At 68.0% G+C, this 24619-nt stretch carries 28 protein-coding genes and 1 pseudogene; 22 read left to right on the top strand and 7 right to left on the bottom strand.

The genetic code is table 11. The features are described 5' to 3' along the window. The first annotated feature begins 47 nt into the window (after window positions 1-47). The 11 genes from AC07PR_RS00170 to AC07PR_RS00220 all read left to right on the top strand — a co-directional run bounded on the left by AC07PR_RS00170 (window position 48) and on the right by AC07PR_RS00220 (window position 9284). Window positions 48-569: an RDD family protein gene (locus AC07PR_RS00170; protein WP_377154633.1), complete on the top strand. Its 522-nt coding sequence runs from the start codon at window positions 48-50 to the stop codon at window positions 567-569. Between the two features lie 14 nt (window positions 570-583). After that, the gene (locus AC07PR_RS00175; protein ID WP_495133959.1) at window positions 584-1303 is read left to right on the top strand and encodes an RDD family protein; all 720 of its coding nucleotides are present in this window, start codon (window positions 584-586) and stop codon (window positions 1301-1303) included. Further along, on the top strand, window positions 1300-2328 hold the full coding sequence (locus AC07PR_RS00180) for a stage II sporulation protein M (RefSeq protein WP_495133960.1): 1029 nt from the start codon (window positions 1300-1302) through the stop codon (window positions 2326-2328). The genes AC07PR_RS00175 and AC07PR_RS00180 overlap by 4 nt, the downstream gene beginning before the upstream one ends. Continuing rightward, window positions 2318-3064, top strand: coding sequence for a hypothetical protein (locus AC07PR_RS00185; protein WP_431103954.1), 747 nt, complete (start codon window positions 2318-2320; stop codon window positions 3062-3064). The genes AC07PR_RS00180 and AC07PR_RS00185 overlap by 11 nt, the downstream gene beginning before the upstream one ends. Further along, the gene (locus tag AC07PR_RS00190) at window positions 3051-3914 is read left to right on the top strand and encodes a DUF4129 domain-containing protein (protein ID WP_495133961.1); all 864 of its coding nucleotides are present in this window, start codon (window positions 3051-3053) and stop codon (window positions 3912-3914) included. Before AC07PR_RS00185 ends, AC07PR_RS00190 begins: the two co-directional genes overlap by 14 nt. Beyond that, window positions 3911-5146: a DUF4350 domain-containing protein gene (locus AC07PR_RS00195; RefSeq protein WP_495133962.1), complete on the top strand. Its 1236-nt coding sequence runs from the start codon at window positions 3911-3913 to the stop codon at window positions 5144-5146. Before AC07PR_RS00190 ends, AC07PR_RS00195 begins: the two co-directional genes overlap by 4 nt. Window positions 5147-5243: 97 nt before the next feature. Continuing rightward, window positions 5244-6224: an AAA family ATPase gene (locus tag AC07PR_RS00200; RefSeq protein WP_495133963.1), complete on the top strand. Its 981-nt coding sequence runs from the start codon at window positions 5244-5246 to the stop codon at window positions 6222-6224. Next, a complete protein-coding gene (locus tag AC07PR_RS00205; protein WP_495133964.1) occupies window positions 6224-7594 on the top strand; it encodes a DUF58 domain-containing protein in 1371 nt (456 codons plus the stop codon). Before AC07PR_RS00200 ends, AC07PR_RS00205 begins: the two co-directional genes overlap by 1 nt. A 49-nt stretch (window positions 7595-7643) precedes the next feature. After that, a complete protein-coding gene (locus tag AC07PR_RS00210) occupies window positions 7644-8198 on the top strand; it encodes a DUF805 domain-containing protein (protein WP_377154649.1) in 555 nt (184 codons plus the stop codon). Window positions 8199-8381: 183 nt separating this feature from the next. After that, on the top strand, window positions 8382-8771 hold the full coding sequence (locus tag AC07PR_RS00215) for a DUF2845 domain-containing protein (protein ID WP_495133965.1): 390 nt from the start codon (window positions 8382-8384) through the stop codon (window positions 8769-8771). A 111-nt stretch (window positions 8772-8882) separates the two neighbouring features. Next, entirely contained in the window at window positions 8883-9284 is a 402-nt protein-coding gene (locus AC07PR_RS00220; protein WP_431103947.1) for a hypothetical protein, read from the top strand. On the opposite strand, the gene AC07PR_RS00225 is transcribed toward AC07PR_RS00220, so the two are convergent. Beyond that, a complete protein-coding gene (locus tag AC07PR_RS00225; RefSeq protein WP_495133966.1) occupies window positions 9275-9712 on the bottom strand; it encodes a hypothetical protein in 438 nt (145 codons plus the stop codon). The two genes, AC07PR_RS00220 and AC07PR_RS00225, sit on opposite strands and share 10 nt — an antisense overlap. Window positions 9713-10449: 737 nt before the next feature. Between AC07PR_RS00225 and AC07PR_RS00230 the strand changes: the two genes are divergently transcribed. The 5 genes from AC07PR_RS00230 to AC07PR_RS00250 all read left to right on the top strand — a co-directional run bounded on the left by AC07PR_RS00230 (window position 10450) and on the right by AC07PR_RS00250 (window position 13207). After that, window positions 10450-10767: a cyclic-phosphate processing receiver domain-containing protein gene (locus AC07PR_RS00230; protein ID WP_495133967.1), complete on the top strand. Its 318-nt coding sequence runs from the start codon at window positions 10450-10452 to the stop codon at window positions 10765-10767. A 71-nt stretch (window positions 10768-10838) separates the two neighbouring features. Continuing rightward, entirely contained in the window at window positions 10839-11237 is a 399-nt protein-coding gene (locus AC07PR_RS00235; RefSeq protein WP_495133968.1) for a hypothetical protein, read from the top strand. Between the two features lie 20 nt (window positions 11238-11257). Beyond that, the gene (locus tag AC07PR_RS00240) at window positions 11258-11830 is read left to right on the top strand and encodes a flavin reductase family protein (RefSeq protein WP_495133969.1); all 573 of its coding nucleotides are present in this window, start codon (window positions 11258-11260) and stop codon (window positions 11828-11830) included. 92 nt (window positions 11831-11922) lie between these two features. Next, on the top strand, window positions 11923-12378 hold the full coding sequence (locus AC07PR_RS00245) for a hypothetical protein (RefSeq protein WP_495133970.1): 456 nt from the start codon (window positions 11923-11925) through the stop codon (window positions 12376-12378). Between the two features lie 64 nt (window positions 12379-12442). Further along, window positions 12443-13207, top strand: coding sequence for an MlaA family lipoprotein (locus tag AC07PR_RS00250; protein WP_495133971.1), 765 nt, complete (start codon window positions 12443-12445; stop codon window positions 13205-13207). 167 nt (window positions 13208-13374) lie between these two features. Here the strand turns inward: AC07PR_RS00250 and AC07PR_RS00255 are convergent, their stop codons facing one another. Continuing rightward, window positions 13375-14082 (bottom strand): TetR/AcrR family transcriptional regulator, encoded by a 708-nt coding sequence (locus AC07PR_RS00255; RefSeq protein WP_483106680.1) that lies wholly within the window; start codon window positions 14080-14082, stop codon window positions 13375-13377. A 69-nt stretch (window positions 14083-14151) separates the two neighbouring features. On the opposite strand from AC07PR_RS00255, the gene AC07PR_RS00260 reads away from it, so the two are divergent. Then, on the top strand, window positions 14152-14892 hold the full coding sequence (locus AC07PR_RS00260) for an SDR family NAD(P)-dependent oxidoreductase (RefSeq protein ID WP_495133972.1): 741 nt from the start codon (window positions 14152-14154) through the stop codon (window positions 14890-14892). A gap of 32 nt (window positions 14893-14924) precedes the next feature. Here AC07PR_RS00260 and AC07PR_RS00265 read toward each other — a convergent pair whose 3' ends face one another. Next, window positions 14925-15899 carry an aspartyl/asparaginyl beta-hydroxylase domain-containing protein gene (locus tag AC07PR_RS00265; RefSeq protein WP_495133973.1) on the bottom strand — a complete coding sequence of 325 codons (975 nt, stop codon included), beginning with the start codon at window positions 15897-15899 and terminating at the stop codon, window positions 14925-14927. A 329-nt stretch (window positions 15900-16228) separates the two neighbouring features. Between AC07PR_RS00265 and AC07PR_RS00270 the strand changes: the two genes are divergently transcribed. Beyond that, complete coding sequence (locus AC07PR_RS00270) at window positions 16229-17068, top strand: MipA/OmpV family protein (protein ID WP_495133974.1); 840 nt, start codon at window positions 16229-16231, stop codon at window positions 17066-17068. 55 nt (window positions 17069-17123) lie between these two features. Beyond that, the gene (locus AC07PR_RS00275) at window positions 17124-18548 is read left to right on the top strand and encodes a HAMP domain-containing sensor histidine kinase (protein ID WP_495133975.1); all 1425 of its coding nucleotides are present in this window, start codon (window positions 17124-17126) and stop codon (window positions 18546-18548) included. A gap of 41 nt (window positions 18549-18589) precedes the next feature. Here AC07PR_RS00275 and AC07PR_RS00280 read toward each other — a convergent pair whose 3' ends face one another. After that, a complete protein-coding gene (locus tag AC07PR_RS00280) occupies window positions 18590-19195 on the bottom strand; it encodes a hypothetical protein (protein ID WP_495133976.1) in 606 nt (201 codons plus the stop codon). Window positions 19196-19379: 184 nt separating this feature from the next. On the opposite strand from AC07PR_RS00280, the gene AC07PR_RS00285 reads away from it, so the two are divergent. Both AC07PR_RS00285 and AC07PR_RS00290 read left to right on the top strand, forming a co-directional pair. Then, a complete protein-coding gene (locus AC07PR_RS00285) occupies window positions 19380-20399 on the top strand; it encodes a hypothetical protein (protein ID WP_495133977.1) in 1020 nt (339 codons plus the stop codon). Beyond that, window positions 20396-21031 (top strand): GTP pyrophosphokinase, encoded by a 636-nt coding sequence (locus tag AC07PR_RS00290; protein WP_495133978.1) that lies wholly within the window; start codon window positions 20396-20398, stop codon window positions 21029-21031. The genes AC07PR_RS00285 and AC07PR_RS00290 overlap by 4 nt, the downstream gene beginning before the upstream one ends. 197 nt (window positions 21032-21228) lie before the next feature. Here AC07PR_RS00290 and AC07PR_RS00295 read toward each other — a convergent pair whose 3' ends face one another. The 3 genes from AC07PR_RS00295 to AC07PR_RS00305 all read right to left on the bottom strand — a co-directional run bounded on the left by AC07PR_RS00295 (window position 21229) and on the right by AC07PR_RS00305 (window position 23159). Further along, window positions 21229-21519, bottom strand: coding sequence for a hypothetical protein (locus AC07PR_RS00295; protein ID WP_483106675.1), 291 nt, complete (start codon window positions 21517-21519; stop codon window positions 21229-21231). A gap of 113 nt (window positions 21520-21632) precedes the next feature. Continuing rightward, window positions 21633-22037, bottom strand: a complete 405-nt coding sequence (locus tag AC07PR_RS00300) for a response regulator (RefSeq protein WP_377154667.1) — start codon at window positions 22035-22037, stop codon at window positions 21633-21635. A gap of 108 nt (window positions 22038-22145) precedes the next feature. Next, window positions 22146-23159 (bottom strand): LysR family transcriptional regulator, encoded by a 1014-nt coding sequence (locus AC07PR_RS00305; protein ID WP_377154669.1) that lies wholly within the window; start codon window positions 23157-23159, stop codon window positions 22146-22148. A gap of 70 nt (window positions 23160-23229) precedes the next feature. On the opposite strand from AC07PR_RS00305, the pseudogene AC07PR_RS00310 reads away from it, so the two are divergent. Next, window positions 23230-24609, top strand: a pseudogene (locus tag AC07PR_RS00310) (acyclic terpene utilization AtuA family protein); the annotation flags it as partial. Window positions 24610-24619: the final 10 nt, after the last annotated feature.

Here is a 24619-nt window from a genome sequence, read left to right on the forward strand (position 1 = left end):
GTCAGCACTGACACAATGCCCCCCAAAATTCTGAGAGGGAGGGAAAGATGTCAGTTTCAACGGAAGACCGCTTCGCGCCGCCTCAGGCCGTGGTGGCCGACGTGGCTGCGCAGGAATCCGGCGAGGTCCTGGCCGGACGCGGCACCCGCCTCATCGCGGCGCTCATCGATGCCGGCATCCTCTGGGCGGTCCTGATGCTGGCCGCGTTCCTGGTGCCGGCCGTCAAGGACGTGCTCGACACCCGTGGACGGAACTTCTCCCTCACCGCCTTGAACCTGTCGTCGCTGTTCCTCGGGCTGGCGGCCTTCCTGCTGGTTCAGGCCTGGCCCCTGCTCAAGCGCGGACAGACCATCGGCAAGATGCTCTTCAAGATGCGCATCGTGCGCTCCGACGGCTCCAGGCCGGACGCCTGGCGGCTGCTCGGCCTGCGCTACGGCATCGGCTTCGTGCTGAACGCCAACGGCGTCACCTCGATGATCTACGCGCTGCTCGACTGCGTGCTGATCTTCCGCGAATCGCGCAAGTGCCTGCATGACACGATCGCCGACACGAAGGTGATCAAGCTCTGAACCCGCATCCCGCCGTGCCCGCGCCGCGCATCGACACGCTGGCGCTGGCCGAGACCCCTGAAGGCATCGTCCTGTCCCTGCGGCCCGCCGGGCTGGTGGCGCGGACCATGGCCTTCCTGCTGGACCTGTTCATCCGGCTGGTCCTCGACCTGGTCCTGGTGATGTCGCTGGGCGCCTTCGGCGGCCTGGGGGGGCTGGGCTTCGGCCTGATGCTGATCGGGATGTTCCTCGTGGAGTGGCTGTACCCGATCGCCTTCGAACTCGGCCGTTCCGGCGCCACGCCCGGCAAGCAGGCGGCAGGCCTGCGCGTGGTCATGGACACCGGTCTGCCGGTCACGCCGGCTGCGTCCGTCACCCGCAACCTGCTGCGCGTCGCGGACTTCCTGCCGCTGGCCTACGCCTTCGGCATCGTGACGATGCTGCTCCACCGCGATTGCAAGCGCCTGGGCGACCTGGCCGCCGGCACGCTCGTCGTGTACGCCCAGCCGGTGATCCTGCATGACGCGCCGCCCGCCGCGCCCAGCCTGGCGCCGGCACGGCCGCTGAACCAGCGCGAGCAGGCCGCCGTCCGCGCCTGGGCTGGCCGCGCGAAGCGGCTGACGCCGGAACGTTTCGAGGAACTCGCGTCCCTGGCCGTCCCCGTGTTGCCGGCGGAACAGCCCGGCGAGAAGAGACGCAGCGCGTCCGAACGGCTGCTCGGCGTCGCGCAATGGTTGATGGGGAAGCGCGCATGAGTCCGATGCATTTCGAGGCGACCTACGGCCCGCTGTGGGAGGCCTTCGCCGCGGAACTGGCGCTCGCCAAGCTGGGCAAGAGTGCGGACGGCGCGTTGCTCGCGTCGCAGTACCGCCGCGTCTGCGAACACCTGGCGCTGGCGCAGTCGCGCGCGTACCCGATCCACCTGGTGGCGCGGCTCGAAGCGCTGACGCAGGACGCGCACCAGCTGATCTACCGCCGGCAGGACTACGGCCTGCGGCAGCTGTCGCGCCTGCTGCGCGTCGATCTGCCCCGCGCCGTGCGCGCGCAGGGACGCTTCGTGCTGGCGGCGACCGTGCTGTTCGTGTTGCCGTTGGTCGTGGCCTTCCTGCTCGCGTGGTCGGGTCCCGATTTCGCGCTCCGCCTGCTGGACGCGAGCCAGCTGCGCGAGTACGAGTCGATGTACGGCGACGGCAAGCGCGCCTTCGGCCGCCTGCGCGAGGCCGGCGACGACTGGTACATGTTCGGCGTCTACATCTTCCACAACGTCGGCATCGGCTTCCGCTGCTTCGGCGCGGGCATCCTGGCGGGCGTGGGCAGCGCCCTCGTGCTGCTCTACAACGGGCTGATGATCGGTGCGGTCGCCGGGCACCTGACGCGGGTCGGGCTCGGCCACAACTTCTGGCCTTTCGTGGCCACGCATTCGGCCTTCGAGCTGACCGGCATCGTGCTGTGCGGCGCGGCGGGATTGCGCATGGGGCTGGGCTGGCTGGCGCCCGGACGGCTCGGCCGCATCGAGGCGCTGGCCGCGTCGGCGCGCGCCTCCGTGCCCATCGTCTACGCGGCCTTCTTCCTGCTGCTGGTCGCCGCCGCCTTCGAGGCCTTCTGGTCGTCCGCCGCCTGGATCGCGCCGGGCGTCAAGTACGGCGTGGCGGCCGTGTGCTGGGGGCTGGTGGTGGCGTGGCTCGGCCTGATGGGTCGAGAGGCCGGTCGAGAGGTGGGCCGGGAGACGGACCGGGTGACGGGCCGGGAGACGGACCGGGAGCGCCCCCATGCGCGTTGACGGCCTGGCCATCGTCCTGCGCCCGCGCACCCAGGCCGAAGCCTGCGACCTGGGACTGGCGCTGGTGCGTGCGCACGCGGCGTCGATCTGGCGCTGCTTCACGCCGCTGCTGCTGGCGGTCGCGGTGCTCGCGATGTGCACGGTGGATCTCGGCGGCACGCTGCCGATCCTGATCCTGTTCTGGCTCAAGCCGTGGCTGGACCGCAGCCTGCTGTTTGTGATGTCGCGCGCCGTCTTCGGCGAGGCGACACGCTGGAGCGACCTGTGGCGCGCGCGCCGGCAGGTCTTCGGCGGACAGTTCCTGCGCACGCTGCTGTGGCGGCGCTTCTCGCCGTGGCGCGCCTACACGCAGCCGATCGAGCAGCTCGAAGGCCAGCGCGGCGCCGCGCGACGCAAGCGCGCCAAGCTGATGCTCAACGACAACCGCGGCGCGGCCACCGCGCTGCAGGTCGCCTTCGCCCACGCCGAGGCGGTGCTCGGCTACGCGCTGATCGCGCTGGTCTGGTGGTTCGCGCCGGAGAACCGCAACGCCGGCGTGTGGGACTGGTTCTTCCATCCGGAGGCGCACGCGGCCGGTCAGATGGGGCTGGACATCGCGGTCGCGTCGGCCTACGCGCTGGTCGTGCTGTTCCTGGAGCCGTTCTACGTCGCGGCGGGATTCGCCATGTACCTGAACCGGCGCGTGGTCCTCGAGGCCTGGGACATCGAGCAGGAGTTCCGCCGTGCGTTCACGTGACCTGCTGCTGGCCGCCGTGATGCTGGCGTGCGGGGCTGTCCACGCGCAGCCGGCGGCTTCAGCGCCTGCGGCCTATGCGCCCTCTGCATCGGCAGCCGGACCCGGCGTGACGCCCGTGCCGGTCAAGGTCGCCGCGTCGGCGATCGATGCCGAGGCCGTGTGGATCGCCGAAGGCGAAGTCCGCGCCGATCCGCTGTGGGCGGGCGAGGAAAAGAAAAAGGTCCTGCGCTTCAAGAAGTCCAAGGACGAAGCGCCGGAAAAGAAGCTCGAGAAGCCCGAGGACTTCCGCTGGTGGGTCGAGATGTTCAAGAACCTGTCGGCGGGCCTGCGCGTGGCGCTGTGGCTGATCGGCGCCGCGGCGCTGGTCTGGGTGCTGCTGCGGCTGCGGGACTGGCTCAAGGGGCAGGAGGGCGGCAGCGCGCTGAAGGGCGCGCCACCGACGCACGTGGGCTCGCTGGACATCCGCCCGGAGAGCCTGCCGGACGACATCGGCGCCGCCGCGCGCGCGCTCTGGCAGCGCGGCGAGCAGCGCGCCGCGCTCTCGCTGCTGTACCGCGGCGCGTTGTCGCGGCTGGTGCACGGGCACGGCGTGCCGATCCGCTCGGCCAGCACCGAGCGCGAATGCCTGGTCCTGGCGGCGGCGCGGGTGTCGCCGGCCGCGCTGGACTTCCTGTCGCGCCTGGTCTCGGGCTGGCAGACGGTGGCGTATGCGCAGCGTGAGCTGGCGGCGGATCGCTTCGAGGCGCTGTGCGCCGACTTCGACGCACGCATGGCGGTCGGCCCGGTCAACGGCGGGACCGGCACGACCGCGGGCGGAATCGCCGTTTCGTCGAACGGGAGCGCGGCATGACGCGCGAGCGCCTGTTCCTGCTGCTGGCCGCGCTGGTGCTGATCGCCAGCGGCTGGTGGCTCTCGGTCAACACCGAATGGGTGGAGGAGGACGTCCCGCGTCCGGCCACTGGCGAGGCCCGCAGCAACCCGGTCTACGCGTTCGAGCAGATCATGCGCAAGCTCGGCATGCACGCGGAGCATCACGAGCAGCTCGACCGCATGCCGCCGGAGGGCGCGCGGCTGGTGCTGCTGTCGGCCGACTGGGACCTGGTGCCGGAACGCGGCGCGCAGATCCGCGCGTGGGTCGAGCGCGGCGGTCACCTGGTGCTGCTGCAAGGCGCGGACTGGGACGACACGCGGCTGGAGAGCTGGGTGCCCGTCTTCGCGGCCGACATCAGCGAGAAGGTCAAGCGCCAGCGTGCGCCGGAGGCTGCCGCCAGGGCGCAGCGGCCGAAGTCGCCGATGCACGCGGCGTCGGCCGGCGCGAAGGCCGGCAAGGACGACGACGAGGAGGAGAACCGCGACGAGGCCGTCTCCGAGCCCCCGGTCTTCGGCGAGATCGAATCGCTCGACCTCTGCCACCGCTTCAACTGGAGCAAGCGCCTGAAGGTCAAGCCGGGCCGGCAGGCGGACTGGACGCTCACGCAGGAGCACGGTCAGCAGCTGATCCGCGCGGCCCAGGGCCGCGGCAGCGTGACGGTGCTCAACACGAGCGCGTTCCTCTTCCAGGGCCAGGCGCCTTTCGGTTGCGACACGTCGCTGCTGCTGGCCGCCACCGTCCAGGCCGACCCCGGCGCCACGGTGTGGATCTACCTGAACGAGAAGCGCGAGGCGCTGACGCCCTGGCTGTGGCACAGCGGTTGGATCGCGATCGTGCTGGGCGGGCTGGCGCTGGTCGCCGCGCTGTGGCGCGCCGCGGTGCGCTTCGGTCCGCGCCTGGCCGCGCCGCCGCGGCTGCGGCGGTCGATCTCGGAGCAGGTGCGCGGCATGGGCGCCTACCTGCATCGCCATGGCCGCGACGCCTTGCTCGCCGCGCAGCAGCGCGCGCTCGCCGAAGCGGCGACGCGCACCCTGCGCGGCTACGCCCGCCTGCCGCTGGCCGACCGCGTGCATGCCGTCGCGACCGCGACCGGCGTGGCGCGGGACGAGCTGTACGCGGCGATGTCCTCCAAGTTCTGCACCCGTGCCGAGCTGCCCGCGCGGCTGCATCTGCTCGAGACCGCGCGGCGGCTCCTGCTCAGCCGCCAGTGATCCGCCGGCGACCCTGCGCTCAACCCTTCGCTCACCCCGCAGCTCGACCCGACCCCGATCCGAATCAGCACTGCATTCACGACGAAAGACCTTCGCAATGATCAAGCCCGAGGAACTCCAGCTCGCCGCGCACTGGCTGCAGGTGCTGCGCAACGAAGTCGGCAAGGCCGTGGTCGGCCAGCCGGACGCGGTCGAGCAGATGCTCGTCGCCGTGGTGGCGTCCGGCCACGTGCTGGTCGAGGGCGTGCCGGGGCTGGGCAAGACGCTGCTGGCGCGCACGCTGGCGCAGGCGCTGCAGCTGAAGTACGCGCGGGTGCAGTTCACGCCGGACCTGATGCCGGCGGACGTCATCGGCCACAGCGTGCTGGACGACACCGGCGCGGGCCTGGGACAGCTGCGCGTGCGCAAGGGTCCGGTGTTCACCAACCTGCTGCTGGCCGATGAAATCAACCGCGCGCCGGCCAAGACGCAGAGCGCGCTGCTGGAAGTGATGCAGGAATACCAGGCCACGCTGGAAGGCGAGAGCCTGGCCCTGCCGCGGCCCTTCATCGTGATGGCCACGCAGAACCCGGTCGACACCGAGGGCACCTACCCGCTGCCCGAGGCGCAGCTCGACCGCTTCCTGCTGCAGATCCGCATCGGTTATCCGACGCATGATGAAGAGACGGCCATCGTGCAGCTGGTGACGGCACACCGCGCCGGTCACGAGCTGCCGCTGGAGGCGGTGCAGCCGGTGCTGGACGACGTGCAGGTGCTGGAGCTGCAGCGCCTGGCGAGCCTGGTGCACGTGGACGCCAAGGTCATCGACTACGCGGTGCGCGTGGTCCGCGTGACGCGGAATTGGCCGGGGCTGGAGTTCGGCGCGGGGCCGCGCGCGAGCGTGGCGCTGATCCGCGCGGCGCGGGCCGTCGCGTTGATCGAGGGCCGCGACTTCGTCACGCCCGACGACGTCGCCAAGCAGGCGCTGGCGGTGCTGCGTCATCGCGTGACGATGGCGCCGGACGCCCAGATCGAAGGGCGCGATCTCGACGAGATCCTGGCCGCCGCGCTGGAGAGCGTGGAGGCGCCGCGACTCTGATGAACACCGCTCGTCGCGTCGTCCTGCCCACCCGGGCCAGCATCGTGCTGCTGGCCGGCCTGGCCCTGACCGCCGCCCTCGCGTTGGCGGCCGGCGCGCCGCTGGCACTGGTGGCGCCGGCGGGCGGGGCACTGTTCGGGGTGCTGCTGATCGCGGCTGGCGTCGACCTGTGGCGCAGCCTGCGCCTGTGGCGCCGCAGCGGCGTGCGCGTCGAGCGCCGTCTGCCGGCGGCGTTCGCCATCGGCGCGTCGACCGAGCTCAAGCTGGACCTCGTCAACGCCAGCGAGTTGGCCTGGCGGATGCAGGTCTTCGACGAGCTCGACCCGCTTTTCGATTTCGAAGGTCTGCCGCGCTCGCTCGTGCTCGGCGCGCAGAGCCGCAGCCGCGTGAGCTTCCGCGTCACGGCGCGCCAGCGCGGCGTCGCGCAGCTCGGTCGCACGCAACTGCTGTGGCGCACCCGCGCGGGTTGCTTCGAGGTGCGCGACCGCGTCGGCGAAGCGAGCGAGCTGCGCGTCTATCCGAATTTCGCGGCGCTGGCGCGTTACGCCTGGCTGTCCGGCGATCGTCGGCTGGCGCAGATCGGCATCAAGACCTTCATCCAGCGCGGGCAGGGCACGGACTTCCGCCAGCTCGCCGAATACAAGCGCGGCGATCCGCTGCGGCACCTGGACGTGAAGGCCTCGCTGCGGCATCGCAAGCCGGTGGTGCGCGAGTTCCAGGACGAGCGCGACCAGTGCGTGATGTTCCTGCTCGATTGCGGGCGGCGCATGCGCGCGGACGAGCAGTCGGCCGGCGTGGGCGAGACCAGCCACTTCGACGACGCGCTGGACGCGCTGATGCTGCTGGCCTACGTCGCGCTGTCGGAAGGGGACGAGGTCGGCGCGATGACCTTCGGCAACGAGGAAGGCCAGAGCCGCGACTGCGCGCCGCGCAAGGGCATGGGCACGCTCAACGTGCTGATGAACAAGATGCACGACCTGCAGCCGGGCGGCCACCATTCGGACTACCTGGCCGCGGCGGAGGCGCTGTCGCACCGGCTGCGCCGGCGCTCGCTGGTCATCGTGCTGACCAACTTCCGCGATGAGGACTCGCCCGAACTGCAGCCCGCGCTGCGCCTGCTGCGCCGCCGCCACCTGGTGCTGCTGGCCAGCCTGCGCGAGACGGCGCTGGGCCGCATCGCCGGGCAGCCGATCGCGGGGCCGGAGGACGCCGTCGCGGTCGCGAGCGCGCACCTGCTGTCCCAGGCCCGCCACGACGCCTTTGCCCGCGTGGTCGACCACGACCGCCTGTCCATCGATGTCGAGCCGCGCCAGCTCGCGTCCACGCTGGTCAACCGGTACCACGAGGTCAAGCGGGCCGGGTTGCTCTGAGTAGCGCTCGACGCGTTCAACGCATCCAATTCAACGACGGAGGGAACCCATGACTGAGCAGACCTTGAATCAATACGCCGCGCCGCGCGCGCATGTGGCCGACGTGGCCGCGTCCGAAGGACCGGGAGAGCTCAATCTCTTCTCGTCCAAGGGACGCATCGGGCGGCTGCGCTACCTGGCGTACGCGACAGGCGCCTCGCTGATCCATGGCGCGGTGTCCATGGGCCTGACCTTCGCGCTGGGGAACTCGACCGGGTTCGTCGTCTTCGGTCTGGCGGCATTCGCGGTGGCGCTGTGGTTCACGATCATCACCGGCATCAAGCGGTGCCATGACATGGACATGAGCGGCTGGTGGACGGTGACGGTCTTCATCCCGCTGATCGCGCTGATCTGGATCTTCGTGCCGGGCAGCAAGGGCGCCAACCGCTTCGGCCCGCCGCCGCCGGCCAACACCTGGGGCGTGCGCATCCTGGGGATCCTGCTGCCGCTGTTCTTCTTCGTCGGCATCATCGCGGCGATCGCGCTGCCGGCGTACAAGGGCTACGTCAACAAGGCGCGCGCGGCGCAGGCGGCGCAGCAGGTCCAGCCGGCCCAGCAGCCCTGATCACCAGGCCGGACCAGCCCGACCAGTGGGCCTGGTCGGCGGGTCTGGGCGCTGTCAGCGGTGAGGCCGGTGCGCGCTCTGCGGAGCGGGATTGCCCGCGGGCGGTCAACGAGGGGGAGGGCGCGTCCGTTGGCCCTCCCAGGTGGACCTGTCCCCCGATCGGGACCGCCGCGGGAGCGTGACATGACGAGAGCGAATCGATGCCGCCGGACCCTCCGGGTCCTGGCGCTGGGCAGCTTGCTGGCGGCCGGGGCGGCCGTTCATGCCCAGTCGCTGCGCTGCAGCGATGGCGGTGTGCGCGAGGGTGATTCCAAGGTCTTCCTGCTGCGCGCCTGCGGGCAGCCGGCCATTGCCGATTCGTACTGCGCCCGGGTGCTGACGAACGCGCCGCCGCCTGTGCCGTACTACCCGGGCCAGCCGCCGGTGCAGCAAGTGCCGCAGGTCGCCTGCGTGATGATCGACGAATGGCTCTACGAGCGTGGCGACGGCTACCTGCCGGCGGTGATCCGGATCCGCGAGGGGCGGATCATCTCGATCCGTTTCGGCGAGCAGGGAAAGTCCGAGCCGCGCTGACGGCGAGACCGGCCGTGCCTTGCCGCAAGCGCGAGGTGTCTGTCCCGGATGGGGCATGCGTCGCGCGGCGTGAACGGCTACCCTGTGGTCCCCACGACTGCCTGCCACGCCATGACCACCGACGCTTGCCACCAACTCCGCCGAAGCCTGCTCGACCTCCACCGCGCGCTGGTCGAGCTGGAGCGCGGCGACTACCAGAAGACCCACGGTCCGCAGAGCGCGGGCGAGTTCCTCCAGGTCATGGCCTTCGGCGAGGAGATGAAGTGGCTGGAGCCGCTGAGTCGGCTGATCACGATGCTGGACGAAGCGATCGACGGCGCGGCGGATGCGACACAGACGCCACTGCCGGTGGCGCAGCGCCTGCGCGGGCTGCTGAGCCTGGACCGCGACAGCGCGGATCCGTTCATGAAGCGATACGCGGAGCGCTTCGACCAGTCGCCGGAGCTGGTGAGCGCGCATGCGGGCGCGATCGCGGCGTTGAAGGCGGTGGGGACGGTGTCGCCTCAGGGTTGATGACGTGCCAGAGCGGTCGCCGGATGTCCCGGATTGATCCGATGGATCCATGCGCCGGCAGCAGCCGCGATCAACGCGGGGAGGGCCAGCAACAGCAGGATGCAGCCGACGGCGCCGGCGTATTTCCCTGAGTCGGCGGGGAAGAGTCCATAGATCGCCGATCCAGGCAGGAGCACCGCGAGTCCGCAAGTGAGGGCGACTGCCAGGGTCGATTGCAGCTTCAACCGTCGCAGCAACCAGATCGCCGGCAGCAGGCAGAAGACCAGCGTCGCGTAGCTGACGGGAAGGAGCAATGCGAACAGCGTGAGCGCGTCGCCTCCGACCAGCGGCCAAGTGGCGCCCGCCATCGCCGCCGAAGCGATCAGCGGCGCCAACCCTGTCGCCATGACCTGCTTGCGCTCTTGTGGTGTCCAGTCCGGACGGGTCATGAAGGTCGACAGCGCGTCGAGCGCCTGGGCATTGCGGTTCGACCACGGTATCACCGACGCCGCAATCCTTCCCCTGGGGGAAGTTCGCAGTCGTCCGGCGCCAGGTCATGCACCCTGGGACGACCTGCCCCGCAACCCATGGCGGCGGCGTTATTCTGAGCGCGTAGGGAACAACCAGTGGCAGCCGGATGCGGCGTGACAACGACTGACCCCACAGCGATTCGACTGGCAGCGGAGCATCATGAGGAAAGCCTTTCGACTTCTTCTGGCCCTCGTCCTGGCGCTGGTCCTTCTGATCGCCGCGTCTCCCCTGTTGCTCTATGCGTTGGGGCTGTCCGGTGTGGAAGGCCGCCCAGAGCGGCCCACTGTGATGGCGAGCGCCGAAGAGCAGGCACGCGTCTGGAAGCTGGCGCGCGGGGAGGGCACGCCAGTGGTCCAGACATTGAACCCTTATGGTGTCGTTCTCGACTTGTGGAGCGATTCCCCGCCGTCTTCGCCCGCTGAGCATCTGGCGTATTGGGTGGCCAGCTCCCATCTTGCCGAACATCGACCTCCGCTCCGGGGCATGGGGTCGTGGCATCTCCAATGCACAGCGCTCAGCATCTGGCTGACGCGGCATTGGACAGCCGAGGAACTGCTGACAGCTGCCTACCGCACGGGGCGCGTGCGAAGAAGCTTGGAGAGAAGCGGAGAGTCGAAACGAGAAACAGCGCCAATGGACGATGACAGACCATCTCATGCGAATCTATCTGGATGATGAACGAACCACCCCCGAAGGCTGGACGCGCGCGTACTGGCCGGACGAAGTCATCGCGCTGCTGAAGGCCGGCGGGGTCGAGGAAGTCAGCCTCGATCACGACCTGGGCGACGACGAGCGCGGGACCGGGTACGACGTGGTGCTGTGGGTCGAGGAGGCCGTGGCGCTGCACGGCTTCGTCCCACCGCGGATGCGGGTGCATTCCGCCAACTCTTCGGCGCGCGAGAAGATGGAAGCGGGAATCCGGGCCATCGAGCGGCTGAGCGCGCAAAGGCGACCAGGAAATCCATGGAAGTAAGGCTCCACGCCAACATCGTCGACTCATCGACGGCCGCCGCGGCCGACGCCCTCTATCCCGTGTTCGAGGCCATGCGGCCGCTGCTGCGCGGCGACTATGGCGGCCCGATGGAGCACCTGCTGATTCAGCTTGAGCTGCTGGAGATGTTTGCTCGGTCCGACGGTTCCGCACGTCATCCTTTCCGCTTCCAGAAGCGGGTGTCCGGACGCTCGCACTTCGGCCTGCCTGCGCAGGCGGACACGTTCAACGTCGGTCACATGAGCGTGCGGCCGGACTTCGGGTTGATCGCCAGGTTGAGCGGAGACCAGGTCGTCTCGTATGCCCTGTCCCTGATCCACGATTCACTGCCGGTTCTGGGGCAGAAGAAGAGCATCAGAGGCTTCGATATCGAGCTGTTCTGTTCAACGTTCCGACGTGCCTGCGAGAGCCTCGGCCATCCGCTGGAAGTCCAGGCGCCCCACCTGCCGTGATTGATCCCCGGAGATCTTTCATGACCGCACGCAGTCCTCGCCCCATCAAGAAGCGCGACTTCCCCGTCGAGCACATCCGTCGTTATCTGGAGCCCGGTCCGATCGTGCTGGTCAGCTCGCACTGGCGCGGCCGGGACAACGTGATGACGATGGGCTGGCACCTGGTCATGGAGTTCTCGCCTTCGCTGATCGGCTGCGTGATCTCATCGGCGAATCACAGCCACGACATGATCCGGCGAAGCCGCGAATGCGTGATCAACCTGCCGACCACCGCGCTGACCGATACCGTGGTGCGCATCGGCAACTGCAGCGGCACTGAGGTCGACAAGTTCGAGGCCTTCGGCTTGACGAAGCAGCCCGCTGCCCAGGTCCAGGCGCCGCTGATTGGCGAGTGCCACGCGAGCTTTGAATGCCGCCTGCACGACACGCGGATGATCAAGCGCTACGACCTGTTCGTCTTCGAAGTCGTGAAGTCGCATGTGGCGCCAAGGCCGAAGCATCCCGAGACGCTGCATTACGCGGGCGACGGCACCTTCGTCGTCGCGGGTGAGGTGATCAGCCGCCGGTCGCTGTTCCGGCCGGGGATGTTGTGAGCCGCGTGGCCCTCAATTCGCTCCGCGCTGCTTCACGTTGACCTCACCGACGCCACGCAGACTCCGCGTCTTCCGTGGCTCCTGTGAATTCAATGACGCGGATTCTGCTTTCCGTCGCCGGTTGGGCGCTCCTTCTTCTGCTGCTCCATCGCGGCTGGAACTTCGTCGAGGCGTCGTGGTTCCGAAGCCTAATGCCCAAGTCCCTGGAGGTGGGCGAGCCTGTGCTGATCCGTGACCTGGGCGCCATCCGAGAAGGCTGTGGCGTGGCGATTTTCAAGCTGGACGACGCGGCCTTGAAACGGATCGAGTCGCAGGGGGGGACTTACCTCGGCGACACATGGAAGGAGACGCCTTATCCCCCTGGTGGATCCGGGGCGGACAGTTGGCTGACAGGCATGAGCGAGGGCTGCGGTGACCTGCCGGACGACATGCGCGCCCAGGTCCACGACGCGCTTGGCACCCCCGGCGCCTTCTACGCGCTGGGGCACGAGAAGGGCTACATCGTCATTCCCCGCCTGGGCTGGGCGGTCTTGTCCTTCTTCGGGTAAGTCTCCAGAAAGACCACCGCGCCGACCATGCTCCCGGCTCCATTTCCGGAGCGGGAGCATTTCCATGTCGTCTTTCCCCGTCCCCATCGGCGTGTCGCGCCGCCTGCCGGCTCTCCTCATCGTTTCCGGCGTGCTGCTGTCGGGCTGCGCCACGCCGCAGAATTCCGATCCCATCGAGTCCGTGAACCGCAAGACCTTCGCCCTCAACGAGGGCATCGACAAGGTCGTGCTCAAGCCGGTGGCCACCGTCTACAAGACGGTCGTGCCCACGCCAGTGCGCGGTGGCGTGACCAACTTCTTCTCCAACCTGGGCGATCCGTGGTCCGGCGCCAACCTGCTGCTGCAGGGGCGCTTCAAGGACGGCATGTCCGACTTCGCCCGCTTCGGCACGAACACGACGGCCGGCCTGCTGGGCTTCATGGACGTCGCCACCGGCTGGGGCATGCCTCGCCACGGCGACGGCTTCAGCGACACGCTCGGCGTGTGGGGCGTCGGCGGCGGCGCCTACCTGGTGCTGCCCCTGTTCGGACCGTTCGACCTGCGCGGCACCGCGTCCATTCCCATCAACAGCGTCGGCAGCCTGACCGGGCAGTTGGAAGACGCCGGCGCGCGCAACGCGCTCACCATCGTCAGCATGGTCGACAAGCGCGCCAATCTGCTCGACGTGACGAAGATGGTCGACGATGTGGCGCTCGACAAGTACCTCTTCGTACGCGATGCCTACCTGCAGCGTCGCACACAGCGGGAGGTGGATCGATCGGGCGCGCCGCGCGTCGAGAGCGAAGTCTCGAAGCCGGACGCGACAGAGCGTGAGATGCCGAAACCCTGATACGGTCGCGCGGTCGCAGAATCCGTTCCGGTCCACCGACTACGAAGAGGCACGGATCTGGCTGCTCGAGGATGAGTTCACGCAGGTGCGGGGACGGATGCTTGTTGATGACGAACCTCTGACCGCTTGAGAACAGTCTCCCCGGCGATGGAGCAGCGCAGCAGGGATCACCGTCGCTTCTCCGGTGCCCTGTCTTTCGACTTCTTGGGCGACCCGCCGACGATGCCATCCCATCCCGCCATGGCGATCTCCGCCACGGCCTGGAGTTCCGTCCGTTCGGCGCCGTCGCGCGCGCGGATGGCCATGCCGCTCTGTACGGTCTGCAAGTACCTCGCGAGGTGGGCGATGTCGAGGGAGGGAGGCAACTCGCCGTCGGCGACTGCCTGCGCCAGGCGCGCCGACAGCACCTCGAACGCGCCGCCCCGGGTGCTCTTCATCAGATCGGCGAGCTCATCATGGCCGTCGCTGCCGACCACGCTCAGCGTGGCCAGGCAGCCGTGGGGGAGATCGATGTCCGATCCCGTCATCGCGGCGGCCGAGTCCCATAGATAGGCGAACGCCGCGTCGCGCGCCGTGGCCGCCTCGCGGAAGCGGCCCAGGACGAGGTGCTCGAAGGTGGCGGTGTACAGCCGGAGCGTCTCCGCATACAGGTCGTCCTTCGAGCCGAAGGCGGCATAGAGACTGGTCGAGCCGATGCCCAGCACCGCCGTCAGGTCGGCGATCGACGTCGCTTCATAGCCCTTGACCCAGAAGAGCTTCATGGCCCTCATCAAGGCGTCCTCCCGATCGAAGGCCCGTGGTCGCCCACGGCTGCGCGACGGGGTGCCCACGGGCTCCGCCGACTCCGGAAGTTCTTTTTGCAGCGATCGCTTCATAAATGGCTTGACCCCATCGTTGTCGACATTCTACGATTAATGCATCGATCACTGCATAAAGGACGGATCATGAGCACCCTTACTGGAAAACGCGCCCTCGTCACTGGGGGATCGCGGGGCATCGGAGCGGCCATTGCCGTTGCGCTCGCTGAAGACGGCGCGGATGTCGCGCTGACCTATCAGAACTCGCCGGAGCGCGCCCAGGAGGTCGTGGCAGCTATCGAGCGGCTGGGCCGTCGCGCCATGGCCATCCAGGCCGACAGCGCGGATCCCGCCGCCATCAGGCGCTCGGTCGACGAGGCGGTCAGCACCTTGGGCGGACTGGACATCCTCGTCAACAACGCCGGGATCGCGCGCTACAGCGCGATCGCCGACTTCAGCGTGGAGGACATCGATGCGCTGCTCGCGGTCAATGTCCGTGGCCCTGTCCTGACCACCCAGGCGGCGATCCCGCACCTCGGCGCGGGCGGCCGCGTGATCACCATCGGCTCGGCCGGAGCGGACCGCATCGTCGGCTCGCCGGGCACGGTCTACTACATGACCAAGTCGGCGCTGCAGTCCTTCACCCGCGGGCTGGCGCAGGAGCTGGGTCCGAAGGACATCACGGCCAACCTCGTGCAGCCGGGCTCGACCGACACCGACATGAATCCCGCCAACGGCGAAAGCGCGGACTTCCAGCGCGGCCTCACGCCGCTGGGCCGCTTCGCCGCGCCGGCGGACATCGCCGCGGCGGTCACCTTCCTCGCGAGCCCGGGGGCAAGACATGTCACCGGCCCCATCATCACGGTCGACGGCGGACTGCTTACCTGAGTCCTTCGCATGCGTCGGAGGCGATCCCGCGATCAAGCCGTGATCGCCTCCAACACATGCAGCACCGCGAAGATCATCGCCATCAGCCCGCTCAGCAGCGTTGAGTTCAGCAGGAACTTCAAGGTCCTGTAGACGCGCTGCCGCTCCGTCTTCAATCGCAGCGAACGCTCGCGCAGCGGCGCGAGCTTCGCGAAGAGCGCGCTGAACACGCCGCGCTCGTCCTCCGCCGTGTTGGCCACCAGCGTGCCGCGCGCGATCACGCGGTAGCCCGCGTGGATCACCCGCCCCAACGCATTCATCGGGCGGTCCACATCGCACATCAGTATCAGCCGCGGCCGGTCCGTCGCGTTGTGCGCGCTGTGGGGATAGGTCTCGTCGAAGATGAAGTCCTGTCCGTCCTTCCACACGCAGTCCACGTCATCCACCTGGATGCGACACGCCGGATCGTTCGGCGTCTGCAACCCCAGGTGATACCGGAACGAGCAGGCCATCGGATCCGCGTGCAGCGACAGCTCCGCGCCCGCCGGCAGGATCGAGAACATCGCCCCGCGGATCTGCGGGACCTGCGCCAGCAGGGCCACCGTGCGCGGGCACAGCCGCTGCGCGGAGCGGTGCGTCGTGCCGTACCACTTCAGGTAGAACTTGCTCCAGCCGCGCTTGTAGAAGGTGCGGAAACCGACGTCGTAGTAGCCTGCCGAACCCGCCGCCTTCGCGGCCTCGAACGCGCCCGCCGCCTCGAGCGCCAGCGCCTCGTCGCGGATCACGCGCCAGTTGGCGCGCAACAGCCGGATGCCGTCGAGGTAGTCGGCCTGCAGCACCGGCTGGCGCGCCGAGGCCCGCGTCGTCATGTACATCAGGCAGTTGAGCGGCGCGAAGAGGGGCCAGCTCTTGCGCAGGTACTGCGTGAAGCTCTCGTAGCGGCGACGGCCGCGCCACCGGTAGACGTAGGCGATGCAGGCGGCGACGTACGCCGCCACGGCCATCAGGCCGAGGGTGCTGAAGCTCATGCTCATGGAACAGGTGTGACGCGTTGGGCGCCGGTGGCGCCCTGGGTAGGGTCGGTGGGATCGGTGCGCTTGGTGTGCCCGAAGTGCTTGATGCGCACGATGAAGCCATCCACCAGGCTGAAGAGAGGAAGCGACTGTCCCGTCGCCCGTCTTTCCGGCTCCTTACCGCCGATGGAGGAGGGGTCAGTCCTTGCCGACCTGCTTCAGAGGGAGCTCAGAGGGAGCTCAGAAGGAGTTCAGAGGGAAACAAGCGGTGTACGGTAAGGAGTCAGTAAGACACCGGCGTCGAGGATGCGGGCTCCAATCACCGCCCCTCTCGGGAACTTCTCATGGCACCGCAGACACGATTCCTCTCGCATGCGCCCCGGGCGCTCATCCGCGCCGTCTTCTCTTCCGCCGCGGTTCTCTGCGTGTCGGCACCGCTGTCCGCGCTGGCCGCGGGAGCGGGCGGTCCCGGCGGTCCTGGCGACAAGGACGGCGATTCGTCCTGGGGCCTGGGCGTCGGCGCGGTGATCTCGCAGAAGGCCTACACGGGTTATGACCGCAAGACCCGGGCGCTGCCGATGATCAGCTACGAGAACCGATGGGTGAAGGTCGCCGGACCGGGTCTCACGGTCAAGCTGCCGAGCTGGACCATCAACCCGTCGCAGCGCGTCGACTTCGGCCTGGTGGCCAGGCTGGACCTGAGCGGCTACGAGCAGGACGACGCCCCCATCCTCAACGGCATGGCCGAGCGCAAGGGCGGCCTGTGGGCCGGCGCGAAGGCGGAATGGAAGACCGACCTGTTCGAGCTCGGCGGTGAATGGACGGCCGACGCCTCCGGCCACAGCAAGGGCCAGAAATTCGCGCTGACGCTGGAGAAATCCTGGCGCGTCGGCCAGCAGGTGATGCTGACGCCGCGCCTGGGCGCGAACTGGGTCGACAAGAAATACGTCGACTACTACTACGGCGTTCGCGCCGCCGAGGTCCGCGCCGGCCGCGCGTTCTACCAGGGCAAGTCGACGACCAATGCCGAGGTGGGCCTGCGCACGATGTACCTGTTCAACCCGCACCACGCGATGTTCCTCGACCTCAGCGTCACGGCGCTGGGCAGCGGCATCAAGGACAGCCCGCTGGTCGACCGTTCGACGGAGAATCGCCTCTTCGTGGGTTACCAGTACCGCTTCTGATGCCCGAGGGACGCCGCGCGGCGGCCGGAGACTGCTCGACGTGAAACCCGGATGGATGAAGAGCCTCGCCTTCAAGGTGATGGTGGCGTACGTCGCCGGGGTCGTGCTCACCGTCGCGACGCTCGCACTCGTCTTCAAAGGGCTGACGAGCCTGCGCGGCCCGCTCTACTTCGACGAGAACATCGCCGAGTTCGCCGAGGAACTCGCCGAGAAGCTGGAGTTCGACGCGTCCGGCGTCCCGGTCGGCTTCAATCAGCAGGAGCGGCAGCGCGACTGGATGTTCGGCGTGCTGAAGGACGACCTGGCGTACCGGCTGCTGGATGCGTCGGGTCGCGTGGTGCTGGCGTCGTCGACGCCGGAGGCCTTCTGGATCGCGAGCGGTCCCGGCGCGCGGCAGCTCAAGCAGGGCAGCTTCGCCTTCGAGTACGCCGGCCAGCCGATGCGCGGCGCCACCGAGGTCGTCGTGCGCCATGGCCGCTCCTGGTACCTGCAACTGGCCGGCAGCGCGCGGCTCTTCGAACTCTTCCACCTGGATTTCGCGCTGCCCTTCATGGGCATCGGGATGCTGCTGTTCGGCTCGACGCTGCTGCTGGTCTTCGGCGTCTGCGCCTACGTGATGCTGCGGCGCGTGCTCCAGCCGCTGCATGAGGTCTCGGCCTCGGCGGCGGCGATCTCGCCGCGCTCGGTGCACGGGCGCCTGCAGGTCGACCGCGTGCCGACGGAGATCGTCCCGCTGGTTGAGAGCTTCAACCGCGCGCTCGAGCGCCTGGAGCGCGGTTATCGCGTGCAGCAGGAGTTCCTCGGCACGGCGGCGCATGAGCTCAAGACCCCGCTGGCGCTGATCCGCGCGCAGGTGGAGCTCATGGCCGCGGGCCAGGGGCCGGACATGCTGCTGCAGGACGTCGAACACATGACGCGGCAGGTGCAGCAACTGCTGTTGCTGGCCGAGGCGAGCGAGACGCAGAACTACGTCTTCGCGCCCACCGACGTGGGCGGCGCGGCGCGCGAGGCCGTGGACTACCTCACCCGGATGTCGACCGCGCGCGGCGTGGTGCTCGATGTCGTGGTCGGCGCCGCGGACCCGCCGGAAGATTCAGGCGAGCCGGGCAGGCTGCATGAGCCGGACAAGTTGGACAAGTCGCAAGCGCCGGTGATGTGGGACGCGGATCGGGCTGCGCTGTTCACGCTGCTCAAGAACCTGCTGGAGAACGCCATCCAGCATGCGCCGGCCGGCAGTCTGGTGAGCGTGGAGATCGAGGCCGACCGGTTGTCGGTCCGCGATCGCGGGCCGGGCGTGACCCCGCTCCAGCTGTCGAGGATGTTCGCGCGCTTCTGGCGCGGTGCGCATCGTCGCGACCACGGCGCCGGCCTGGGCCTGGCGATCTGCCAGGAGATCGCGGAGGCGCATGGGTGGACGCTGTCCGCGCAGCCCGAGGAGCCGGGGCTGCGGATGCTTGTGACAAGAGCCACCGGACTTTAGTTAGCTTCAGACGGATTGCGCTGAGCTTTCTCAAACACAAGCTACTTCAACGTGCCATCAAGCTCATGGATGGCTGCCGCCTGCGCTTTCCGTCGCTTGTCCGAAAGCGACATCGCTCCTGCAGCCATCAACGAAACCATGGCGATTCCGAAGGCAAAACATGCAAGGATGAAAAGCCGGGCAGCGTGCGCTGTGTAGATAGGAAAGTTGACGTCGGAGGTGAACGTAGTTGCCCCGGCCGCCAGAGCCATCGTTCCAAGACCAGCACCGGTAAAAAGCATCGCCGCGATGAGCAGCACCCAGCACGTGATCATGAGATTGACAGGAAAACGCTTTGCGTTCCCAACATCTACGATTTTTTCTGAGAAGGTGATCGACGCCACAAGCACTGCAGTGAGGAGTGTGAGGAATGCTTTTGCGAGGTCTTTAGATTCTGCATAGCTCCTCTCGAAGAATCGATTCACTGCCTGTGGCAAGCAGGCGGCGAAACCAGGCGAGTCGCGATCGTGGCGTACGTGCGCTGCATCAGAGCAAGTGGCCTGTTTCGGTAGGGCTTCCCACCACGGTTGAGTGATGAGGTACGCGATTGCAATGCTCGTGCCGAGGAGGAGCAGAACGATCCCAACTCGGCGCCAGAAAAGACGCATACGTCCTCCCGAACTGCAAGTACGAACAATAGGCCTGGTCGACTTTCTCGACAACTGCTTGCGTCATATCGTTTGTGGATCCCTTCCTGAGCGCGAAGTCTTCCGAACAACAGATTGCGGTAATCCCGTTGTTTCGAAACGCTCAGCCGCCGTAGCATTCCTTCCACAAAAGGGAGGAACTCAAATGCCGGTACAGGCAATCTATAGCTTCTTGACGTACCCGAAGCGAAACAACCCTGACGATCCACTGGCGCCGGGCGTGCAGATTCCGGTGGATGGTGGCAACAAGCTTGTCCGGATGTTGGAGGGGCTCTTTCTTCGGGCGCCTAAAGACTGCGTCGTTCCCATCATGTTCAGGGCCGACGATCAGGTGAACCCCGTCAGGGAGGAGTTGCTTTATCTACTGTCCGGCCCGTCGATCGAAACGGCCGCCCCGCTAGCGTTACGTCTTCAGCAATCGACGGCGGGAACATCCGGGATGGGATTGATGTTCATCAGTTTGGGCACTGACCCAGGGGCAGCCGATGGCGAGATCCGCGTGCTCATCTCTCGCTTCCCCGCCGACGAAGGCGTGGTCGCCGAGCGCTCCGATGTGGCGCTCACCGTGCAATTCGTTGAGCAGGTGTTCCTGAAGAGTGCCTTCTCTTACAAGGCCGCGACCTTCATCGCCAATGGACGCGTTGACCAACTTTGGACTGGAAGCATCGTCGATCGACAGATCAACCATGGGAGCAAGGCCGTCGCTGACTACTGGATCGTGGATTTCCTCTTGGCTGAGTTCAAGACCACAGCCGCCGCGGGAACGAAGCGCTTAGCCGCCGCACTGCGTGAGGCAATTAGCTCGACAGTCAGTGTTTCGATAAAGCAGGAGATCGCTGCAGCCGCGCAACTAGCTGGAAACATCCCGCACCGCGCGATGACGATCACAGGCTTCTGCGAAAGTTTCAGTTTCTCAGACCAGACCAAAGCAGCGGTGGTCGCATGCGTTCGCCCTGCTCGACTTCTCAACGATCGCTTTCGGTTCGATGCGGCAGAGTTCGCGAGGCACCTCGCCTACAAACAGGTCGAGCTGGATAACGGAGCCATTCTGACCGCCCCAGCAGATCGGTTCGACGCAGTCTTCGAGCGAACGCAGCGCCGCCAGCAGGAAACGTATTCGACGACGGGAGCAGTGGTCGATCAGCGGCTAAGGAAGACGAAATGACAACTGACGAAGTGCTCAACGAGTACATAGATCGGCACATCCGGCTATTGACGCCGCTCGCGGAGGCGCTGACCTTGCACCTTCAGGCGAGCCTGCAGGACATTGAGCGCATCGATCGGATTACTGCGCGCGCCAAGAGTCCTCGTCGTTTCTTTGAGAAAGCGATGAAGGCAAACACGGATGGCGGCGCGAAGTACGACCATCCCTTTGAGCAGATTCAGGATCTGGTTGGTGGCCGGATCATCGTGTTCTACAAGCAGGACGTAGAGGTGGTAAGCAGCGCCATCCTGCGCTACTACAAACCGATCGAACAGCGAGTGTTGATTCCTGAGCGAGAAAGCGAGTTCGGCTACTTCGGCAAGCATTTCATCCTCGCCTTGCCTGAGGAACTCTTCGAGGATGAAGCTGACCGCGCGCGATTGCCAGTTTTTTTCGAGCTTCAAGTGAAGACTCTCTTCCAGCATGCTTGGAGCGAAGCAGGGCACGATCTCGCGTACAAGCCCGACGTTGAACTAACGAGTCTTCAAAAGCGGATGGTGGCGCTTACTGCAGCGCAGGCGTGGGGAGCCGATCAGCAGTTCGCACAGCTGCATACGGACCTAAACGGGGCACCACGGCACGACGGGCACTAAGTGAACACGTGTGATTCTGGCGCGGTGCGCATCGTCGCGACCACGGCGCCGGGCTGGGCCTGGCGATCTGCCAGGAGATCGCGGAGGCGCATGGGTGGACGCTGTCCGCGCAGCCCGAGGACCCGGGGCTGCGGATGGTGGTGGCGAAGGGCTGAAGCGCGGAACGATGGCCGCGCGAAAGGACCGCGCCCCCCGACTCAGTTGGCGGCGACGCTGACGCTGTCCTCGTCGCGCAGTTCCCCGGCGGCCATCTCGTCAAACGACGGGCGGTACTCGGGGGCAGGTCTTGCCTGGCGTTCCTCGGCCTGCGACCGGGCGAGCAGGGCGCGACGCGCGGGATCCGCCTTGATCAGGCGTCTGGCGCGGCCGATCTCCGCCGCATGCTCGGGCCGGCGGCGCTCCCAGTCGGCCAGCAAGGGGCCGTGACGTTCAGGGAAGATGCACCACCATTCCACGATCGAAGCCGCGTTGTTGAGGTCGAGCAGCATGCCGGTACTCCGGGAGTTGGATGGCTCGATGATACTGTATTTTCATACAGTAGTGACTCAAAGATGTGGGTTCGTGGCCGCCGCCCCCTGTTGGGAGGGCTTGCGCGGTGGCCTCAGACGGCGCTGGCCCTGATCCGCGATTGGCCGAAGGTCACGGGCGCCTGCGCCAGCACGCTCACCGCCTGGAGCAGTCGCTCCATGTCGTAGGTCTTGTCGTAGAAGCCGGTGATGCCGGCGTCCACGCATCGGGGGCCGTATTCCGCCTCGTCGGCCGAGGTGACCATGTAGGCGATGCCCTCGTACCCCGCGGCGCGGAGCCGCTCCATCATCGCGAAACCGCAGCCTCGTCCGAGGTCCAGTTCCGTCAGCACCAGGTCGGGCGCGCACAACGCCGCCAGGAAGACCGCCTGGTCCTCATCGGAGGCCTGGCCCACCACGGTCGCGGTGGGCACTTCCCGCAGGCGCTCGTAGAGCGTCTTGCGGAAGGCGGCGGAAGGATCGGCGAGCAGAATTTTCATGGCGGTGTCCTTCGCGCATATTGGCACCGCTCCGCCACGATGTCTGCACCGTGGATGCCTCTGCGAGTGTCAGGCGTTGCCCTACTCGGCGGGTCCGCGTGAAGACGTTCACGATCCCTTGATGGGCGAGCATCGCACCGCCACGCCGGGCCGCTTCGGTCCTTCGGTGGCCCAGCGCCACAGCGACTCCGCCATCGCCTGCGCCGAGGCCGACAGCGCGCGGTCGCGCCGGCAGATCAGGTAGATGTGGCGCTGCAGGCCCTCGTCGGCGATCGGGCGCGCGATCAGGTCCGGGTGGTTGAAGTGGAACAGCGTCAACGCCGGCACCAGCGTCACGCCGTGGCCCGCGAGCACCATGCCGGCCACCGAGCTGAGCTGCTCGAACTCCAGCACCGGCCGCAGGGGCTGGAAGGGCATCGCGGCGTCCAGGGCCTGACGGACGCTGCTGGGTCGCGCGGCGTCCAGCGCCTGTCGCACGCTGCTGTGGCGCGCCAGACCGATCACCGCATGGTTCGCGCACTCCTCCAGCCGGGGCCGGCGGCGGCGCGCCATCGGATGGTCCCGCCGGCAGACCAGGTAGAAATCGTCGGACAGGAAGGGCTCGACCGACAGCTCCGGCGCGGTGGCGCGCACGGCGGCCAGCGCCAGGTCGGCGCGGCCCGTGCGCACGCGCTCCACGCAGCTTTCCGACAGCACGTCCGCGAGATTGAGCTCGATGCCCGGGTATTCCTTGCGGAAGGCCGCGAGGTACGGCGGCAGCCAGCCCGCCACGAGCGCGGGCAACGCGGCCAGCGCCACGCGGCCGCGGCGGCGCGCCACGTGGTCGCGCACGTCGTCGGTGGCGAGCCGCATGTCCTGCAGCAGGCGCCGCGCCGGGTCCAGGAACAGCGCCCCTTCGACGGTGGGCTCGACCGCGCGGGTCGTCCGGTCGAAGAGGCGGGCGCCCAGGCTGTCCTCCAGCGATCGGATCAACGCGCTGAAGGCCGGTTGCGACAGGTGACACTGCGCGGCGGCACGCGTGAAGCTGCGCAGCTCCGCCAAGGCGACGAAGGCGGCGAGCTGCCTGGCCGACAGGTTGGCCACCGCGGATCGATAGGTCGAAACGGTCGATGACGGACTCATTCGCTTCTCCGATCAGTTGATCCAAACAATCAAATTCTCCTATAGGCGGGTCAACTCTACAGTCGACGGCATGGAATCCGTCGCTGCGCCCGCTTCAACATCCCCGTCCACCTCTCTGCTTGTCGGCTGCGCCGCCGGCTTCTCCGGCGATCGCACCGACGCGGCACGCCCGGTCGTCAACACGCTGATCCGCCTCGGCGGCCCGGCGGTGCTGATCTTCGAGACGCTGGCCGAGCGCACGCTCGCGCTGGCGCAGCTCGCGCGGCAGCGGGATCCCGAGGGCGGCTTCGAGCCGCTGCTCGACGAGATGCTGCTGCCGATCCTCGCGGACTGCCTCGCCCATCGCATCCCCATCGTGGGCAACTTCGGCGCGGCCAATCCGCCCGCCGCCGCGCGCCGCGTGCAGGCGCTGGCGGCCGAACTCGGCGTGCGGGCGCCGGTCGTCGCCGTCGTTGGCGGCGACGCGCTGGAATCGCCCGAGCAACGTGCGCTGCTGACGCAGACCTTGGCGCGCGAGGGCCACGCGATCGCCGAGGACACCATCGCCTGCGCCAATGTCTACCTCGGCGCGGAAGGGATCGCGGAGGCGCTGCGCCTGGGCGCGGATGTCGTCGTCACGGGCCGCGTGGCGGACCCGTCGTTGACGGTCGGTCCGGCGCTCGCGTACTTCGGCTGGGCGCCCTACGACTGGGACCGGCTGGCCGGCGCGACGATGGCCGGTCATCTGCTGGAGTGCGGCGCGCAGGTCTGCGGCGGCTACTACGCGGACCCCGGGTTCAAGGAAGTGCCGGATCTGCCGAACGTGGGCTTTCCCATCGCCCGGATCCACGCCGACGGCAGTTGCACGGTGTTCAAGGCCGACGGCACGGGCGGCTGCGTCGACGAGCACACCGTCAAGGAGCAGCTGCTGTACGAGCTGCACGACCCCGCGGCCTACCTGACGCCGGACGTCGTCGCGGACATCGGCGAAGCGCAGGTGCAGGGTGTCGGTCTGGATGCGGTGCGGCTGTCGGGCGTGCGGGGTCACGCGCGGCCCGAGGCGCTGAAGGCGAATGTGTTCTTCGCCAACGGCTGGCTGGCGGAGGGCGAGATCTCCTACGCCGGCCCGGGGGCGGAGGCGCGGGCACAGCTCGCCGCGACCGTGCTCCGCGCCCGGCTCAAGGCGTGGGAACGGCAAGGTCCGCTGCGGGTCGATCTGATCGGCGTGACGAGCGTGCTGGGCGACGACCGCGGCGAGGCATTGGCTGGCCTGGACATCGGCGACGCGCGCGACGTGCGGCTGCGCATCGCGGCGAATCACGCGGAGCGCGCCACCGCCGAGCGCCTGACGCGCGAGGTCACGGCGCTGTACACCTGCGGTCCCGCGGGCGGTGGCGGCGTGAGGACGAATCTGCGTCAGCGCCTGGGTCTGAGTTCCTGCCTGTTCCCGCGACAACTGGCCTACCCGACGGTGACGCTCT

It is taken from the genome of Roseateles sp. GW821-FHT09H11 (assembly GCF_059415845.1).